12 protein-coding genes are annotated in these 16,647 nt (G+C 70.6%); 11 read left to right on the top strand and 1 reads right to left on the bottom strand.

The window, feature by feature from the left end; translation table 11 throughout:
- Window positions 1-73: 73 nt before the first annotated feature.
- The 6 genes from pxpA to AB0P29_RS09755 all read left to right on the top strand — a co-directional run bounded on the left by pxpA (window position 74) and on the right by AB0P29_RS09755 (window position 11,464).
- Window positions 74-829 carry a 5-oxoprolinase subunit PxpA gene (gene pxpA / locus AB0P29_RS09780; protein WP_363379555.1) on the top strand — a complete coding sequence of 252 codons (756 nt, stop codon included), beginning with the start codon at window positions 74-76 and terminating at the stop codon, window positions 827-829.
- Window positions 823-2,376, top strand: coding sequence for a 5-oxoprolinase/urea amidolyase family protein (locus AB0P29_RS09775; protein ID WP_363379554.1), 1,554 nt, complete (start codon window positions 823-825; stop codon window positions 2,374-2,376). Before pxpA ends, AB0P29_RS09775 begins: the two co-directional genes overlap by 7 nt.
- Window positions 2,377-2,403: 27 nt before the next feature.
- Entirely contained in the window at window positions 2,404-3,009 is a 606-nt protein-coding gene (locus AB0P29_RS09770) for a hypothetical protein (protein WP_253036093.1), read from the top strand.
- Window positions 3,010-3,276: 267 nt separating this feature from the next.
- Entirely contained in the window at window positions 3,277-6,774 is a 3,498-nt protein-coding gene (locus tag AB0P29_RS09765) for a DNA-directed RNA polymerase subunit beta (RefSeq protein ID WP_064003342.1), read from the top strand.
- A gap of 41 nt (window positions 6,775-6,815) precedes the next feature.
- The gene (gene rpoC, locus AB0P29_RS09760; protein ID WP_363379553.1) at window positions 6,816-10,691 is read left to right on the top strand and encodes a DNA-directed RNA polymerase subunit beta'; all 3,876 of its coding nucleotides are present in this window, start codon (window positions 6,816-6,818) and stop codon (window positions 10,689-10,691) included.
- A 179-nt stretch (window positions 10,692-10,870) separates the two neighbouring features.
- Window positions 10,871-11,464, top strand: a complete 594-nt coding sequence (locus AB0P29_RS09755; protein WP_363379551.1) for a hypothetical protein — start codon at window positions 10,871-10,873, stop codon at window positions 11,462-11,464.
- A gap of 4 nt (window positions 11,465-11,468) precedes the next feature.
- On the opposite strand, the gene AB0P29_RS09750 is transcribed toward AB0P29_RS09755, so the two are convergent.
- Complete coding sequence (locus AB0P29_RS09750) at window positions 11,469-12,077, bottom strand: hypothetical protein (protein ID WP_253036096.1); 609 nt, start codon at window positions 12,075-12,077, stop codon at window positions 11,469-11,471.
- A gap of 131 nt (window positions 12,078-12,208) precedes the next feature.
- Here AB0P29_RS09750 and AB0P29_RS09745 point away from each other — a divergent pair, with 131 nt between their 5' ends.
- The 5 genes from AB0P29_RS09745 (at window position 12,209) to rpsL (ending at window position 16,646) form a co-directional block, all read left to right on the top strand.
- Window positions 12,209-13,306 (top strand): ABC transporter, encoded by a 1,098-nt coding sequence (locus tag AB0P29_RS09745; RefSeq protein WP_363379549.1) that lies wholly within the window; start codon window positions 12,209-12,211, stop codon window positions 13,304-13,306.
- 16 nt (window positions 13,307-13,322) lie between these two features.
- Window positions 13,323-13,790, top strand: coding sequence for a hypothetical protein (locus AB0P29_RS09740; RefSeq protein WP_253036232.1), 468 nt, complete (start codon window positions 13,323-13,325; stop codon window positions 13,788-13,790).
- Between the two features lie 65 nt (window positions 13,791-13,855).
- Window positions 13,856-14,515: a spermidine/putrescine ABC transporter substrate-binding protein gene (locus AB0P29_RS09735; protein WP_253036233.1), complete on the top strand. Its 660-nt coding sequence runs from the start codon at window positions 13,856-13,858 to the stop codon at window positions 14,513-14,515.
- 53 nt (window positions 14,516-14,568) lie between these two features.
- Window positions 14,569-15,972, top strand: a complete 1,404-nt coding sequence (locus tag AB0P29_RS09730; RefSeq protein WP_363379547.1) for a DUF5684 domain-containing protein — start codon at window positions 14,569-14,571, stop codon at window positions 15,970-15,972.
- 305 nt (window positions 15,973-16,277) lie between these two features.
- Window positions 16,278-16,646, top strand: a complete 369-nt coding sequence (gene rpsL / locus AB0P29_RS09725; RefSeq protein ID WP_018171438.1) for a 30S ribosomal protein S12 — start codon at window positions 16,278-16,280, stop codon at window positions 16,644-16,646.
- Window position 16,647 lies beyond the last annotated feature (1 nt).

Genomic DNA, 16,647 nt, shown 5'->3' with positions numbered 1-16,647 from the left:
GGTCCGGTCGCGGCCAGAGCTTGACCGGATCCTTCGCCCGCCGTTCACCGTTCCCCGCCGCTAGCGTGGCCTCATGGCGGCGATCGACCTCAACGCGGACCTCGGCGAGACCGTCGACGGCGTGCCGACGGCCGACGACGAGGCGATGTTCGCCGTCGTCTCCAGCGCTTCCGTCGCGTGCGGCGGTCACGCGGGCGACGCCGATTCGATGCGGGATGCCGTCCGGCGGGCGGCGGCGCGGGGCGTCGCCGTGGGGGCGCACCCGTCCTTCGTCGACCGTGCCGGGTTCGGGCGCGTGCGGCTCGCCGTCCCGACCGAGGTCCTCCGCGACCAGGTACGGACGCAGATCGCCGCCCTCGTGTCCGCCGGTGCGGACCTCCGCTACGTCAAGCCGCACGGGGCGCTCTACCACGCGGTCTCCGCCGATCCGCAGACGGCGGAGGCGGTCGCCGACGCCGTCGCCGACGTGGCCGCGGACCTCGGCCGTGCGCTGCCGCTGCTCGGGATGCCGGGGGCGATCGCCGGCGCGGCCGCGAGGCGCGGCATCCCGTTCCTCCTCGAGGCGTTCCTCGACCGCGGGTACCTGCCGAACGGCACCCTCGTGCCGCGCACCGACCCGGGCGCGCTGCTGCACGACGCCGCGGTCGTCGCCGCGCGCGCCGTGCGCCTCGCGACGGGCGGCGACGTCGAGGCGGTGGACGGCTCGATCCTCGCCGTCGACGCGGCATCCCTCTGCCTCCACGGCGACACCCCGGGTTCGGTCGCGATGGCGCGTGCCGTGCGCGCGGCGCTCGACGCCGCAGGGGTCGAGGTGCGCGCGCCGTGGTGATCCGCCCGTTCGGCGACAGCGCGCTGCTCGTCGAGGTCGACACGCTCGCCGAGGTGCTCGGGTTCCACGCCGCCCTGGTGGCGAGCCGGCCCCGCGGGGTGCGCGATCTCGTCCCCGGCGCGCGGACGGTGCTCATCCACGTCGACCCGGCCGTCCTCCCGCTCGCGGCCGCGCGCCGGTGGATCGAGGGAGTGGATGCCGCCGGCGCACCCGCCGCCCCCGGTGAACCCGCGCCTGCGGAGGAGATCGAGATCCCCGTCGTCTACGACGGCCCCGACCTCGACGAGACGGCGACGCTGCTCGGCATCGGCGCCGGGGAGCTCGTCGCGCGCCACCTCGCGGCGCGCTGGACGGTCGCCTTCACGGGGTTCGCCCCCGGGTTCGGGTACCTCGTCAGCGCGGACTGGCGCATCGACGTGCCCCGCCGCGCGACCCCCCGCGCACGAGTACCGCAGGGGTCCGTCGCCCTCGCGGGGGAGTTCACGGGCGCCTACCCGCGCGAGACCCCCGGCGGCTGGCAGCTCATCGGGACGACCGCCGCGCCCCTGTTCGACCCGCTCACCGACACCCCCGTGCTCCTGCGCCCCGGCACCCGCGTGCGGTTCCGACGCGTCGCCGCCGCTGCGCTCACCGCGGGCCCGGCCGCACCCGCCGTCCCCCCGGCCGCCCGCCCGGCCGCCGTCGTGCAGGACCCCGGCCCGTTCGCGACGGTGCAGGATGCCGGTCGCCCCGGCGCGCTCGCCGACGGTGTCGCACGCTCCGGCGCTGCCGACCGCCCGGCGCTCGCCGCCGCGAACCGGCTCGTCGGCAACGTACCGGGCGCCGCCGCGATCGAGGTGACCCTGGGCGGCTTCCGCGCGACCGCGACCCGTGATCTCTGGATCGCCGTCACCGGGGCGTGGGGGAGCGTCCACGTCGCCGGGCGCGAGGTCGACCCGTATCGCCCGGTGCTCTGGCCCGCCGGCACCGACCTGTCGATCGGCACCTTCCGCGCCGGGGTCCGCGCCCTGCTCGCCATCCGCGGCGGCGTCGCCGGGCACCCCGTCGTCGGATCGATCGCGACCGACACGCTCGCGGGTCTCGGGCCGGCGCCGCTGCGCGCGGGCGACGGGATCGCGACGGCGGACGCCGCCCGGCATCCCGTCCCACCCGTCGACCTGTGGCCGTGGACGCCGCCGCCGACCGTCATCGACGTCCCCGTCGCCGCCGGTCCCCGCGCCGACTGGTTCACCCCGGCGGCGCGGCGGGCGTTCCTCGAGACGACGTGGGTCGTCGGCGCCCGCGCCGACCGTGTCGGCATCCGTCTCGACGGTCCGCCGCTGGCGCGGACGGCGGATGCCGCTTCCCGGGAGCTCGCGAGCGAGGGGATGCTGCCCGGCGCCGTCCAGGTGCCGCCGGACGGTCTGCCGGTCGTCCTCGGGACGGACGGACCGGTGACCGGCGGGTACCCCGTGATCGGCGTGGTGACCGCCGCGGGACGCGCGGCGCTCGCCCAGGCCCGACCCGGTTCTCACCTTCGGCTCCGCAGCGCAAGCCCTCGGCGGTGATCGCCGCCGGCCCGTAGGGTCGGCTGCATGTCGTTCCGTCGCGCCTCCGTCGCCCTCGCGCTCGCCGCCGCCCTGGGCCCGGCGGCCGCGGTGGGATTGACCGGATGCACCGCCGAGTCCGCTCCGCCCGCCGAAACGCAGGAGGTCTCGCCGCAGCAGACGGAGGCCGTCGAGTTCGCCCCCGCCACCGGCGCGGAGGTCGCGACCGACGAGTACACGTTCCGCCTCCCCGACGGCTGGGGCTTCCCCGACGGCGCCCCCGACGGATTCGACCCCACGACGTTCGCCGCCGACCTCCAGGACGACGACGACTACCCCGACAACGTCAACATCCTCGTCTCGCCCGGCGGCGAGGTCACCTCCGACCAGGTCGAGCAGAGCGGCATCGACGAACTCGAGGGCGCCGGCGCCACCGACGTGCAGACCCTCGACCGGGTGACCGCGGCGGGCTCCGAGTCCGCGCACCTCACGGCGACCGTGTCGACCGGGGAGGTCCCGTACGTGATCGACCAGTACTACCTCGTCGACGCCGGGCAGACCTACATCGTCACCTTCTCCTCGAGCGTCGACGTGCCGCAGGAGGATCGCGACGCGCTCGCGATGTCCGTTCTCGCGACCTGGCAGTGGGTCTGAGCGGCGGAGCCGGGGGTTGAGCGGCGCCGACCGGGCGTGAGTTATACCGCAGCATCCGAAAGTCGTCAACGATCCGACTGGACACGGCGCGTCGTCCGTCCTATAGTGGGTAGTTGCGCTCCCCTCTACTTGCCCTCATATGGTGGTCGGCTTGTGCCTGCGCCCCCGACGGTTCCCGTCGGCGCGCGCCGCAGGTGTCGGATGCGGGAGTACTCCACCTGACGACAAGGAAAACCAGCCCTCCCCGGGCTCACGGAGGTAATTCCCTTGGCTGCTGCGCGCAACGCAACTTCCACCACCACCACCAAGAACGGCCGCGGGGCATCCCGCCTCTCGTTCGCCAAGATCTCCGACACGCTGACGGTCCCCGACCTTCTGGCGCTGCAGACCGAGTCGTTCGACTGGCTCGTCGGCAACGAGGCGTGGAAGGCACGCGTCGCCGAGGCGCAGGCCGCCGGCCGCACCGATGTGCCCGAGATCAGCGGCCTCGAGGAGATCTTCGAGGAGATCTCGCCGATCGAGGACCTCGGCGAGACGATGCAGCTCTCGTTCACCAACCCCTACCTCGAGCCCGAGAAGTACTCCATCGAGGAGTGCAAGGAGCGCGGCAAGACCTACGCCGCCCCGCTCTACGTCGAGGCCGAGTTCATGAACCACCTCACCGGTGAGATCAAGACGCAGACGGTCTTCATGGGCGACTTCCCGCTCCAGACCGCCAAGGGCACCTTCATCATCAACGGCACCGAGCGCGTCGTCGTCTCGCAGCTCGTGCGTTCGCCGGGTGTCTACTTCGACAAGACGCCCGACAAGACCTCCGACAAGGACATCGTCTCGGCGCGCGTCATCCCGAGCCGCGGCGCCTGGCTCGAGTTCGAGATCGACAAGCGCGACCAGGTGGGCGTGCGCATCGACCGCAAGCGCAAGCAGTCCGTCACCGTCTTCCTCAAGGCCCTGGGCCTGTCGAGCGAAGACATCATGCAGGAGTTCGCGGGCTTCAGCTCGATCGAGGAGACCCTCGAGAAGGACACGATCCTCACCAAGGAGGACGCGCTCCGCGACATCTACCGCAAGCTCCGTCCGGGCGAGCAGGTCGCCGCCGAGGCCGCCCGCGCGCTGCTGGACAACTTCTACTTCAACCCGAAGCGCTACGACCTGGCCAAGGTCGGTCGGTACAAGATCAACCAGAAGCTCGGCATCGACAAGCCGCTGAGCGACTCCGTCCTGACCGTCGAGGACATCGTCGCGACGATCAAGTACCTCGTTCGCCTGCACCGCGGTGACGTCAGCTACGACGGCGTCCGCGCCGGCAAGCCCGCCGAGATCCGCCTCGACGTCGACGACATCGACAACTTCGGCAACCGTCGCATCCGCGCCGTCGGCGAGCTCATCCAGAACCAGGTCCGCACCGGTCTGTCCCGCATGGAGCGCGTCGTCCGCGAGCGCATGACCACGCAGGACATCGAGGCGATCACGCCGCAGACCCTGATCAACGTCCGCCCCGTCGTGGCCGCGATCAAGGAGTTCTTCGGAACCTCGCAACTGTCGCAGTTCATGGACCAGAACAACCCGCTCGCGGGTCTGACCCACAAGCGTCGCCTCTCGGCGCTCGGCCCCGGTGGTCTCTCGCGTGAGCGTGCCGGCGTCGAGGTCCGTGACGTCCACCCCTCGCACTACGGCCGCATGTGCCCGATCGAGACCCCGGAAGGCCCGAACATCGGCCTCATCGGTTCGCTCGCGTCGTTCGCGCGCATCAACGCGTTCGGCTTCATCGAGACGCCGTACCGCCGTGTCGTGGGCAACAAGGTCACCGACCAGATCGACTACCTGACGGCCGCCGAAGAAGCGGACTACGTCGTCGCGCAGGCCGGTGTCGAGCTCAACGCCGACGGCACGTTCGTCAACGACCGCATCCTCGCCCGTCGCGGTCAGGGTGGCGAGGTCGACCTGTTCCCGGTCGACGAGATCGGCTACATGGATGTCTCGCCGCGCCAGATGGTGTCGGTCGCGACCTCCCTCATCCCCTTCCTCGAGCACGACGACGCGAACCGCGCCCTCATGGGTGCGAACATGCAGCGTCAGGCCGTCCCGCTGCTGCGCAGCGAGTCGCCGATCGTCGGTACGGGTATGGAGGGCTACGCGGCCATCGATGCCGGTGACGTCCTCACCGCCGAGAAGGCCGGTGTCGTCTCCGAGGTCTCGGCCGACGTCGTCACCGTCCAGCTCGACGAGGGCGGCACGCAGGACTACTTCCTGCGCAAGTTCGACCGCTCCAACCAGGGCACCTCGTACAACCAGCGCGTCGTGGTCTCGGCCGGCGACCGCGTCGAGGTCGGGGAGGTCATCGCCGACGGCCCCGCCACGGAGAACGGCGAGCTCGCCCTCGGCAAGAACCTCCTCGTCGCCTTCATGACGTGGGAGGGTCACAACTTCGAGGACGCCATCATCCTCAGCCAGGAGCTCGTGAAGAACGACACGCTCTCCTCGATCCACATCGAGGAGTACGAGGTCGACGCGCGCGACACCAAGCTCGGCAAGGAGGAGATCACCCGTGACCTCCCCAACGTCAGCCCCGACCTGCTGAAGGACCTCGACGAGCGCGGCATCATCCGCATCGGCGCCGAGGTGCGTCCCGGCGACATCCTCGTCGGCAAGGTCACGCCCAAGGGTGAGACCGAGCTGTCGGCCGAGGAGCGCCTGCTCCGCGCGATCTTCAACGAGAAGAGCCGCGAAGTCCGTGACACCTCGCTGAAGGTGCCCCACGGTGAGCAGGGCACGATCATCGCCGTCAAGGAGTTCAACGCCGAGGACGGCGACGACGAGCTCGGCTCGGGCGTCAACCGCCGCGTCGTGGTCTACATCGCCCAGAAGCGCAAGATCACCGCGGGTGACAAGCTCGCCGGCCGCCACGGCAACAAGGGTGTCATCGCGAAGATCCTGCCCGTCGAGGACATGCCGTTCCTCGCGGACGGCACCCCGGTCGACGTCGTGCTGAACCCGCTCGGCATCCCCGGTCGAATGAACTTCGGTCAGGTCCTCGAGACCCACCTCGGATGGGTCGCGAAGCAGGGCTGGAAGGTCGACGGTTCGCCCGAATGGGCTGCGAAGCTGCCCGAGCAGGCCCGCGAGGCCGCGCCCGGCACGAAGGTCGCGACCCCGGTGTTCGACGGTGCGTTCGAGGAGGAGATCGCGGGTCTGCTCGACTCGACGAACCCCACCCGCGACGGCGAGCGTCTCATCGACAGCTCGGGCAAGGCGAAGCTGTTCGACGGTCGCTCCGGCGAGCCGTTCCCGGCTCCGATCTCGGTCGGCTACATGTACATCCTGAAGCTGCACCACCTCGTCGACGACAAGATCCACGCACGCTCGACGGGCCCCTACTCGATGATCACCCAGCAGCCGCTCGGCGGTAAGGCCCAGTTCGGTGGCCAGCGCTTCGGTGAGATGGAGGTCTGGGCGCTCGAGGCCTACGGTGCCGCATACGCACTGCAGGAGCTGCTGACGATCAAGTCCGACGACATCGTGGGACGCGTCAAGGTCTACGAAGCCATCGTCAAGGGCGAGAACATCCAGGAGCCCGGCATCCCGGAGTCGTTCAAGGTCCTCATGAAGGAGATGCAGTCCCTCTGCCTGAACGTCGAGGTCCTCTCGGCCGACGGCACCGAGGTCAACCTGCGCGACAGTGACGACGAGGCCTTCCGCGCAGCGGAGGAGCTCGGCATCAACATCTCCACCCGGTTCGAGTCGACGTCGATCGACGAGATCTGACCCGTACCGGCAACGAACAGAATTCCGACACAGGAGAATCAGTGCTCGAGTCACACACCTTCGATCAGCTTCGTATCGGTCTCGCCACCGCCGACGACATCCGTCGTTGGTCCTTCGGCGAGGTCAAGAAGCCCGAGACCATCAACTACCGCACGCTGAAGCCCGAGAAGGACGGCCTCTTCGGAGAGCAGATCTTCGGACCGTCCCGCGACTGGGAGTGCGCCTGCGGCAAGTACAAGCGCGTCCGCTTCAAGGGCATCGTCTGCGAGCGCTGCGGCGTGGAGGTCACCAAGTCCTCCGTCCGTCGTGAGCGCATGGGCCACATCGAGCTCGCCGCCCCCGTCACCCACATCTGGTACTTCAAGGGCGTCCCCTCGCGCCTGGGCTACCTGCTGGACATGGCGCCGAAGGACCTCGAGAAGGTCATCTACTTCGCCGCCTACATGGTGATCTCGGTCGACGAGGACGCACGCCACCGCGACCTGCCGACCCACGAGGCGAACCTCCGCCTCGAGATCAAGAACATCGCCGACCGTCGCGACGCCCGTGTCGCCGACCGCCTGCAGAAGCTGGAAGACGAGCTCGCCGCCCTCGAGGCGGAGGGCGCCAAGGCCGACCAGAAGAAGAAGGCCAAGGACGCCGCCGAGAAGGAGATGGCCACCATCCGCAAGCGCGGCGACGAGCAGGTCGCCAAGCTCGAGCGGATGTGGGACGAGTTCCGCAATCTCGAGGTCGGTCAGCTCAAGCAGGAAGACGACATCTTCCAGGAGCTGCAGGACCGCTTCGGTCAGTACTTCGAGGCCTACATGGGCGCCGAGTCGATCAAGCGTCGCCTCGAGGCGTTCGACCTGGCCGCCGAGGCCGAGTCGCTGCACCTGCAGATCTCCGAGGGCAAGGGCCAGCGCAAGATCCGTGCGATCAAGCGCCTCAAGGTCGTCAACTCGTTCCTGTCGACCGGCATGAGCCCGGCCTCGATGGTGCTCGACGTCGTCCCGGTGATCCCGCCGGAGCTGCGTCCCATGGTCCAGCTCGACGGTGGCCGTTTCGCCACCAGCGACCTGAACGACCTGTACCGTCGCGTGATCAACCGCAACAACCGTCTCCGTCGCCTGATCGACCTCGGTGCTCCCGAGATCATCGTCAACAACGAGAAGCGGATGCTGCAGGAGGCCGTCGACGCCCTGTTCGATAACGGCCGCCGCGGTCGTCCCGTCACGGGTACCGGCAACCGCGCCCTGAAGTCCCTCAGCGACATGCTGAAGGGTAAGCAGGGTCGTTTCCGCCAGAACCTGCTCGGCAAGCGCGTCGACTACTCGGGCCGTTCGGTCATCATCGTCGGCCCGCAGCTGAAGCTGCACCAGTGCGGTCTGCCCAAGCAGATGGCGCTCGAGCTCTTCAAGCCGTTCGTGATCAAGCGCCTCATCGACCTCGGTCACTCGCAGAACATCAAGGCCGCCAAGCGTGCCGTCGAGCGCACCCGTCCCGAGGTCTGGGACGTGCTCGAGGAGATCATCCGCGAGCGTCCCGTGCTGCTGAACCGTGCGCCCACGCTGCACCGTCTCGGCATCCAGGCGTTCGAGCCGCAGCTCGTCGAGGGCAAGGCCATCCAGCTCCACCCGCTCGTCTGCGCCGCCTTCAACGCGGACTTCGACGGTGACCAGATGGCCGTGCACCTGCCGCTGTCGGTCGAGGCTCAGGCCGAGGCCCGCGTGCTGATGCTCGCCTCGAACAACATCCTCAAGCCGTCGGACGGCCGGCCGGTGACCCTGCCCTCGCAGGACATGATCATCGGTCTGCACCACCTGACGACCATCAAGGAGGGTGCTGCCGGTGAGGGCCGTGTGTTCGGCTCCGTCGGCGAGGCGATCCTGGCCAAGGACGAGGGCACCCTCGACCTGCAGGCCAAGGTCCGCATCCGCGTCCCGGGTCTGACGTTCCTCGAGGGCGAAGCGCCCGAGGGCTACGAGCGCCACGGTCTGGTGGATGCCTCGCTGGGTCAGGCGATCTTCAACGACACGCTCCCCAAGGGCTACCCGTTCGTCCGCGAGCAAGCCGACAAGGGCAAGCTGTCGCAGATCGTCAACAAGCTGGCCGAGGAGTACCCGAAGACCGAGGTCGCGGCATCCCTCGACCGGATCAAGGACGCCGGCTTCTACTGGGCCACCCGTTCGGGTGTGACCGTCGCCCTCAGCGACGTCCTCACGCCGCCGAACAAGAAGGAGATCGTCGCCGCCTACGAGAAGCAGGCCGCGAAGGTCCAGGGCCAGTTCGAGAAGGGTCTCACCACCGACGCCGAGCGTCGTCAGGAGCTCATCAAGATCTGGACCGAGGCGACCGACGAGGTCCAGAAGGCGATGCGGGACAACTTCCCGTCCGACAACACCATCAACCGCATGGTGAGCTCGGGTGCCCGTGGTAACTGGCTGCAGATCCGCAACATCGCGGGTATGCGAGGCCTGGTGAACAACCCCAAGGGTGAGATCATCCCCCGTCCGATCATCTCCTCGTACCGCGAGGGTCTGTCGGTGGCGGAGTACTTCATCGCGACGCACGGTGCCCGTAAGGGTCTGGCCGACACGGCCCTCCGTACCGCCGACTCGGGGTACCTCACGCGTCGTCTCGTCGACGTCTCGCAGGATGTCATCATCCGCGAGGAGGACTGCGGCACGACCAAGGGTCTCGAGTTCACGATCGCCGCTCCCGGCACCGACGGCACGCTCGTGCGTGACGCCAACGTCGAGAACTCGGTGTTCGCCCGTACCCTCGCCGCCGACGTCGTCGACGCGCAGGGCACCGTCCTGGCCGAGGCCGGCGACGACGTGGGTGACGTCCTCATCGACAAGCTGGTCGCCGGTGGCATCGAGAGCATCAAGGTGCGCTCGGTCCTCACCTGTGACTCCGCCGTCGGTGTGTGCGCCAAGTGCTACGGCCGTTCGCTGGCCAGCGGCAAGCTCGTCGACATCGGTGAGGCCGTCGGCATCATCGCCGCCCAGTCGATCGGTGAGCCCGGTACCCAGCTGACGATGCGTACGTTCCACACCGGTGGTTCGGCATCGGCGGACGACATCACCCAGGGTCTGCCCCGTGTCCAGGAGCTGTTCGAGGCTCGTACCCCCAAGGGTGCGTCCCCGATCGCCGAGGCCGACGGTGTCATCAAGATCGATGAGACCGAGAAGGCCAAGAAGGTCATCCTGACCCCGGACAACGGCGACGAGCCGCACGTCTACCCGGTCCTCAAGCGCGCCACCCTCCTCGTCGAGGACGGCCAGCGCGTGGTGGTCGGTCAGCCGCTGCAGGTCGGAACGCTCGACCCCAAGGAGGTCATGCGCGTGCAGGGTGCCCGCGAGGTGCAGAAGTACCTCGTCGGCGGCGTGCAGGGCGTGTACCGCTCGCAGGGTGTGCCGATCCACGACAAGCACATCGAGGTCATCGTGCGGCAGATGCTGCGCAAGGTCACGGTCGTCGACCACGGCGAGACGGACCTGCTGCCCGGTGAGCTGGTGGACTTCAAGCGCTACCAGCAGATGAACCGCGAGGCTGTCGCGGCGGGCAAGCGTCCCGCATCGGGTCGCCCCGAGCTGATGGGTATCACGAAGGCGTCGCTCGCGACGGAGTCGTGGCTGTCGGCCGCGTCGTTCCAGGAGACCACCCGCGTCCTCACGCAGGCGGCCATGGAGGGCAAGAGCGACCCGCTCGTCGGCCTCAAGGAGAACGTCATCATCGGAAAGCTCATCCCCGCCGGCACCGGCCTTGCGAAGTACCGCAACGTCGTGGTCGAGGCGACGGAGGAGGCCAAGAGCGAGCGGTACCCCAACCGCATCTTCGCCTCGGACGGCGCGTACAGCGACGCCGACCTGAGCTACGTCGACTTCGACAGCTTCTCGACCGACGACTTCACCCCCGGCAGCTACAACTGATTGAGGTGAGAGACGAGCGAGCTTGCTCGCTCGGCCGAGCCGATTGAAGTTGTCGAGCGACGAAGTCGCGAGAACAACTGATCGAGGTGTGATCGTCTGACCGAAGGCCCCCGGGATCTCCCGGGGGCCTTCGGCGTCGTCGGCGCGGATCGGTCCGGCCGGGCGGCTACCCTGGGGGCATGGCAGGGGTGGGAGGGCGCAACGCCGGCTTCGCGTGGTTCGTCGGCGTCGTGAGCGCGGCGATCGTCGTGACGCTGCTGGTGCTCGCCGTGCCGATGTTCCCCGCCGCCTCGCGATGGATCTCCGAGGCCGCGGGGGTGCCGCAACCCACGGCATCCGCTGCGGCGACCTCGGCCCCTCTCGGCTGCCGCGATCTCTACAACGAAGCGGCGTGGGCGGGTCTGCGCTGGACGGAGGGTGCCGAGATGGTCGCCTCGACGGACGCGCCGGTGTCGACGGCCGCCGACCTCGTTGCCGCCCTCGAGCCGCAGGTGCTCGTCACGTGCACCTGGACCTCCGGGCGGGGCGAGATCTCCACGACGGTCGCGTCCGTGCCGCCGGATGCCGGGGCCATCGCAACGGCTGCGTTGCCGCCGCTCGGGTTCGAGTGCGCCCCCGAGGGTGACCGCGTGCGCTGCTCGCGCACCGAGGGCGACCTGCTCGAGACGATCGAGGCCGGCGGCGGGCAGTGGGTGTCGACGTCGCAGCAGGCGTGGCATCCGACCCAGTACGCGGACGGTGTCGCCGCCGCGGTCTGGTCACGCGCAGGCTGAGCGCTCAGCCCCAGATCGACCGGACGATCGCCGCCGTGTACCCCTGAGGTGCGAGGTTGGAGTACTGCGTGTCGATCGCCACCCCGTCGCGCCAGTAGACGGTGCGCCCGACGGGGAGCCCGAGCTCGTCGGTGCCGCTCTTCTCGCACCGCAGTCCCTCGTCCGGCTCGTAGCAGGTGTAGCCCTCGTCGACACCGAGCAGGTAGAGCGCATCGCGGGCCTCGCGTTCGGGGGAGTAGCCCACGACGGTGACGAGACTCGTGCGACTTGCGCCGGGGTCGGCCCACACGCACACGCGGCTGCTGTCGGGCCGGATGCCGCCGCCCATGCCCGGTGCATTGAGCGGGATGCCCTGCAGGGTGTCCAGGATGCCCGGGGTCAGGATGCTCTCGCAGTCCTTCGGCAGCGGCGTGGTCGAGGTCGACGGGCCGAACGGGAACTCCGCGATGGCGACGGGCGTGACGGTCGGGCTGGGGGTTCCGGATGCCGCATCCGTCGGCGCGGGCGGCACCGCGTCGGGCTCGGGGGCACAGGCCGTCACGGCGCCCGCGAGGGTGAGGGCGGCGAGGGCGCCGACGAGCGCACGGCGGATGCGGGGGCGTCGGCTCGACATGGGGTCCACGATACGTCTCGACCCGGACGCGGCGTCGAGACACGTCGGGGCGCCTCCGCGGCGGCTGGGGGCGCCGACGATACGCTCGCTGGAGCGGTGGCGCACGCCTCCGCGTGAGGAGTGACACCGCCATGAGCGACCCCCAGTTCGGCGAGCGGAACGAACCGACGCGTGAGCCCGCCTACGGCGAGCCCGTCGAGGAGCCCACGTCCACCGGCGAGCCCCGCGACGTCGACCACGTCGTCGGCAGCGCCAACGACAGCCTCGCCGAGGCCGAGGCCGCCTCGCGCACCGCCGAGGACCGCCCGCGCGGTGACGCGGACTTCACCGCGACCGACCGCGGTTCGGACCTGTCGATCGACTACGGCAAGTACAGCGAGCCCGACGCGCCCGTGACGGCCTCCGCCGTCGAGAGCGAGCCGCTGTACCGTCCGGCGGCGACGGAGACGGACTCCGAGGCATCCACCGCCCACACCGACGTCGTCGACGCGCCCGCGCGCCACGACGACGCCCCGGAGCCCGCCACGACCGCGGCTCCCGCCGCTGCTGCGGCGGCCCCGGCCGTCGCGACGGCGGCCTACTCGCACGCCGACCAGACCCCGACGACGGTGACCTCGAGCGAGCCCGCCGCCACAGGCGCGCCGACAGCGGTCTACTCGCAGCAGCCGATCTTCGTGCAGGCCCCCGAGGCACCGCGCGCACGCGGCAACCGCGGTGCCGCCGGCGCCATCGGTCTCGTCGCCGCGCTGGTGTTCGCGCTCCTCTACCTGGCCGCCACGCTCGGCCTCGCAGCGCTCGACGAGTCGATCGCGCTCGCGGACCTCGGCAGCCGCACCCTCGAGATCCTCACCACCTGGGCGTTCTGGGTGCCGGTGGCGGTCTTCTTCCTGGGCTTCTGGATCCTCGGCGCCTTCATCAACCGCGGTCGTTGGGGTCTGTGGGTGGTCTTCGGGCTGCTCGTGGGCGCCGCAGCCTACGGCGGTCACCTGCTCGGCCAGCTGTTCCAGGCGCCGTTCTGGTCGATCGCACCGTCTCAGGCTGCCCAGCTCATGGGGGAGCAGCTCCTCGCCCCGCTCGCCGTCATCGCGTTCGTCCTCGGTCGTGAGATCACGGTGTGGTTCGGTGCGTGGGTCGCGCGTCGCGGTCGTCGGGTGATCGAGCTCAACGACGAGGCCCAGCGCGAGTACGAGCGCACCCTTGAGGCCGGCCCGCAGCTCCAGCAGTACTGACAGGCGGCCGCGGCCGATGTCGCCGTCCGCCGGTGTCGCGCCGCCGATCGCCGCGTTCTTCGCGACGATCGGATTCGCGGCGCTCGCGATCTTCGGCTTCGGCTTCACGAGCCTGCTGACCGACACCGACGTCCTCGCCGAGCCGGCGCTCGGCCAGGGCGCCGGGATCACGGCGATGCTCCTCGCGGCCCTCGTCTTCGCGACCACCGGATACGGAGCGGTCCGCCGCGGCCGCTACGTCGGGGCGCTCTGGGTGGCGGCCGCGACGCTGGCCGGCTATCTCGTCGGGATCGCGGCCGGCGGCATCCTGACGGGGTCGGACCCCGCGGTGGCGGTCGGTGCCGTCGGCGACTTCGCGGTGTCGTGGTATCTCCTCGTCCTGGCGGTGACCGCGGCCGTCGCGGCGTGGGCCGGGATCGCGCTCGGGCGCACGCGGGCGAGCAGACCGCAGTGGCCGTGGGAGCACGACGACGACGAGGAGTGACGGGCGACGGCATCCGGCACGGCGGAAATGCCCCGATCGGCGCGGATCTCCGCGACAATGGAGCCGTGGAGCGCTCGCTCGAGACGCAAGTGGACCAGGCCGTCGAGGCCTGGCTGCGCTGGTTGCCGCGCTGGGAGCCGGCCACGCACCGCGGCCGGGTCGCTCCCTGCCGACGGTGCCTCGGGTCTCCCGTCCTCTCGGCGGCGGGTCTCGGGTCCGATGTGCCGCACGGGGTGCAGCACGGTCTGTCGACCCGGATCAAGACGATCGTCGACAACGCCGTCGCGCACTACACCGCACGCAACCTCCCGATGCTGCAGGCCGAGCTGGACCAGCAGGCCGACCGCAACCGGTCCCGCACCTACCGGCCCGCCGAGGGGCTCGAGCCCGAGTTCGACGGCCTGCCGATGGACCCGGATCCCGTCCCGGGCGCCCCCTTCCTGTTCACGATCGCGGGTCTGGCGGATGAAGCGGATGCCGCGGTGCCCGCGCTCCCTCCGCTCACCGAGGACGCGAAGGCGGCGCTCCGTCAGGAGGTCCGCCTCGCCGACGAGTACGCGAGCATGGTGGGGCGCGAGGTCTGCACGATCCTGCTGCGGCATCGCCTCCGGATCCAGACGGCCGTGGCCCAGTACGTCGAGCCGCAGATCGCGGCACTGCTCGACGAGTTGACCCGCTCGCTCGACGCCCCGTTCGACCCGGGCGACGGTCTTCCCGGGGTCTGACGCGGCTCCGCTGCCTTCCGCGGGGGCCGGTCCTGCTCACTTAGGGTGGGGGGATGATCACGGGTGTCGACAGCGGTGCGGGTGTCGTCCTGGGACTGCTCGCCTTCGTCCTCGGCGCGGCGGTGTACGTGTGGGTCGCCCTGGCGCTCTCGGCCGCCTTCCGGAAGATGGGCGAGGAGCCCTGGCGCGCATGGGTGCCCGTCCTCAACATCGCCGTGCTGCTGCGCTGGGGTGGGTTCTCGATGTGGCTCGCCCTCCTCGTCCTCGTGCCGGGTGTCGGCCCGATCGCCGTCTGGATCCTCCTGATCCTGACCGTGCACCGGCTGAACCCCGGGTTCGGGTACGGCGGCGGGATGACCGTCGTCGGGGCGCTCCTGTTCCCGGTCTGGGCGACGATCGTGGGGTTCGGTCCGGCCGAGTGGCGGGGCGCGCGACCCGCCCATCTGCATCCCGATCCGGTGGCGCGGCCCGCGTCGCCTCCCTACGCGCCGTTCGGATCGGTCGGAACGGACTTCGGCCCGCCGTTGCCGCCGCCGCCCTTCCCGGCGCCCGCCCCTGCGCCGGGTGACGACGCGCGGCCGGGTCCTGCGGCCGCCCCGGCGTCACCGGTCGCGCCCCAGCCCTGGGCGCCGCAGACCTCCGCCGCAGCGGCTCCCGCTGATGCGTCGACGCTCGGCGCCGAGCCGGAGGCGACGGGGGAGCAGCCCGACTCGACCGCTCCGACGCCGACGATGCGTTCCGGCAGCGCGCTGCCGGCAGTCGCCGACACGTCCACGACCGCGCCGCAGACGCCGTTCCCTCCGCAGGCCGCACCTCCCGCGCCCCGCGACGCGAGCCCTCCCGTCGCCGCCGCGCCGGGCATCATCTCGTCGGTGCCGGGGCGCGACGAGGCGCCCGTCACGCGTCTGCGCCCGCCGGCGTTCGGCGCCGACCGCGCCGAACGCGACGTCTTCCCCGAGCTGACCGGCGAGGTCTCCGCCATCCCCGGCTCGCCGGCCGCGGGCGCTCCCGTGTCGGCGAGCTCCTCGGTCTCGGCGCAGGAGCGCGAGCAGCAGGAATCGGCCCCCGCGCCGTGGGGCGAGGACCTCGAGCGCACCGTCGTCGTGCGTCGCGGGCACCCGCGGTGGGAGCTCGTGCTCCCCGACGGCTCGACCGCCGACCTGTCGGGCGACGTCGTCATCCTGGGGCGCAACCCCGTCGCCGATCCCGCGCATCCCCGCGCCCAGCTCCTTGCGATCGCCGACCCGACGCGGACCGTGTCGAAGACCCATGCCCGCCTCGAGCGGCGCGGCGAGGTGTGGCGCATCGTCGACCTGGGCTCGACCAACGGCATCCTGCTGCCCAGTCCCCTCGGCACGGACGTCGAGGTCGAGCCGGGCGGGGCGGCGGAGGTGGCCGAGCGCTTCCTCCTCGGCGATGCGGCGCTCCGACTGCAGCGGACGGATGCCGGTTCCTGACCGGCGGCGATCCGCACCTGAGCACTCGCGGTGAAGTCCGCCCTCGTTTGACCCGACTTCGTCATCCCGCGTATCATTGATCGGGTGTGCGCACACGCGCGCCATGCGACGTGCCCCGGCACGGGACAGGCGAGGCGAGCGCACCAGGGACAGGGCCTGCGAACAGGCCACCCCCACGGCATATCCATCACTCCCGTTCGTCGCGGTCGCGGCGTGCAGATGGATCTGTGGTGAAACCACGAACGCTGTCACCGTGCAGCACCTGTGCCCGGCGCGAGCCGCGCGCAGATCGACAAGGAGAGAACGTGCCAACCATTCAGCAGTTGGTTCGCAAGGGTCGCTCGCCCAAGGTCTCGAAGACCAAGGCGCCCGCCCTGAAGGCGAACCCGCAGCAGGCGGGTGTCTGCACCCGCGTGTACACGACCACGCCCAAGAAGCCGAACTCGGCGATGCGCAAGGTCGCCCGTGTGAAGCTCCGCAACGGGACCGAGGTCACCGCCTACATCCCCGGTGAGGGCCACAACCTGCAGGAGCACTCGCTCGTGCTCGTCCGCGGTGGTCGTGTGAAGGACCTCCCCGGTGTGCGTTACAAGATCGTCCGCGGCGCCCTGGACACCCAGGCTGTCAAGAACCGTAAGCAGGCTCGCAGCCGCTACGGCGCCAAGAAGGGTTGAG

Origin of the sequence: Microbacterium sp. NPDC080220, assembly GCF_040686395.1 — a bacterium.
Lineage (GTDB): Bacteria > Actinomycetota > Actinomycetes > Actinomycetales > Microbacteriaceae > Microbacterium > Microbacterium gawkjiense.
This window is presented reverse-complemented; position numbering and strand designations above follow the sequence as displayed.

Excerpts from the sequence above, each read along its gene's own strand:
- AB0P29_RS09770 (WP_253036093.1), top strand. The coding sequence starts at position 2,404 with ATGTCGTTCCGTCGCGCCTCCGTCGCCCTCGCGCTCGCCGCCGCCCTG.
- AB0P29_RS09740 (WP_253036232.1), top strand. The coding sequence starts at position 13,323 with ATGTCGCCGTCCGCCGGTGTCGCGCCGCCGATCGCCGCGTTCTTCGCG.
- AB0P29_RS09755 (WP_363379551.1), top strand. The coding sequence starts at position 10,871 with ATGGCAGGGGTGGGAGGGCGCAACGCCGGCTTCGCGTGGTTCGTCGGC.
- pxpA (WP_363379555.1), top strand. The coding sequence starts at position 74 with ATGGCGGCGATCGACCTCAACGCGGACCTCGGCGAGACCGTCGACGGC.
- AB0P29_RS09745 (WP_363379549.1), top strand. The coding sequence starts at position 12,209 with ATGAGCGACCCCCAGTTCGGCGAGCGGAACGAACCGACGCGTGAGCCC.
- AB0P29_RS09750 (WP_253036096.1), bottom strand. The coding sequence starts at position 12,077 with ATGTCGAGCCGACGCCCCCGCATCCGCCGTGCGCTCGTCGGCGCCCTC.
- AB0P29_RS09730 (WP_363379547.1), top strand. The coding sequence starts at position 14,569 with ATGATCACGGGTGTCGACAGCGGTGCGGGTGTCGTCCTGGGACTGCTC.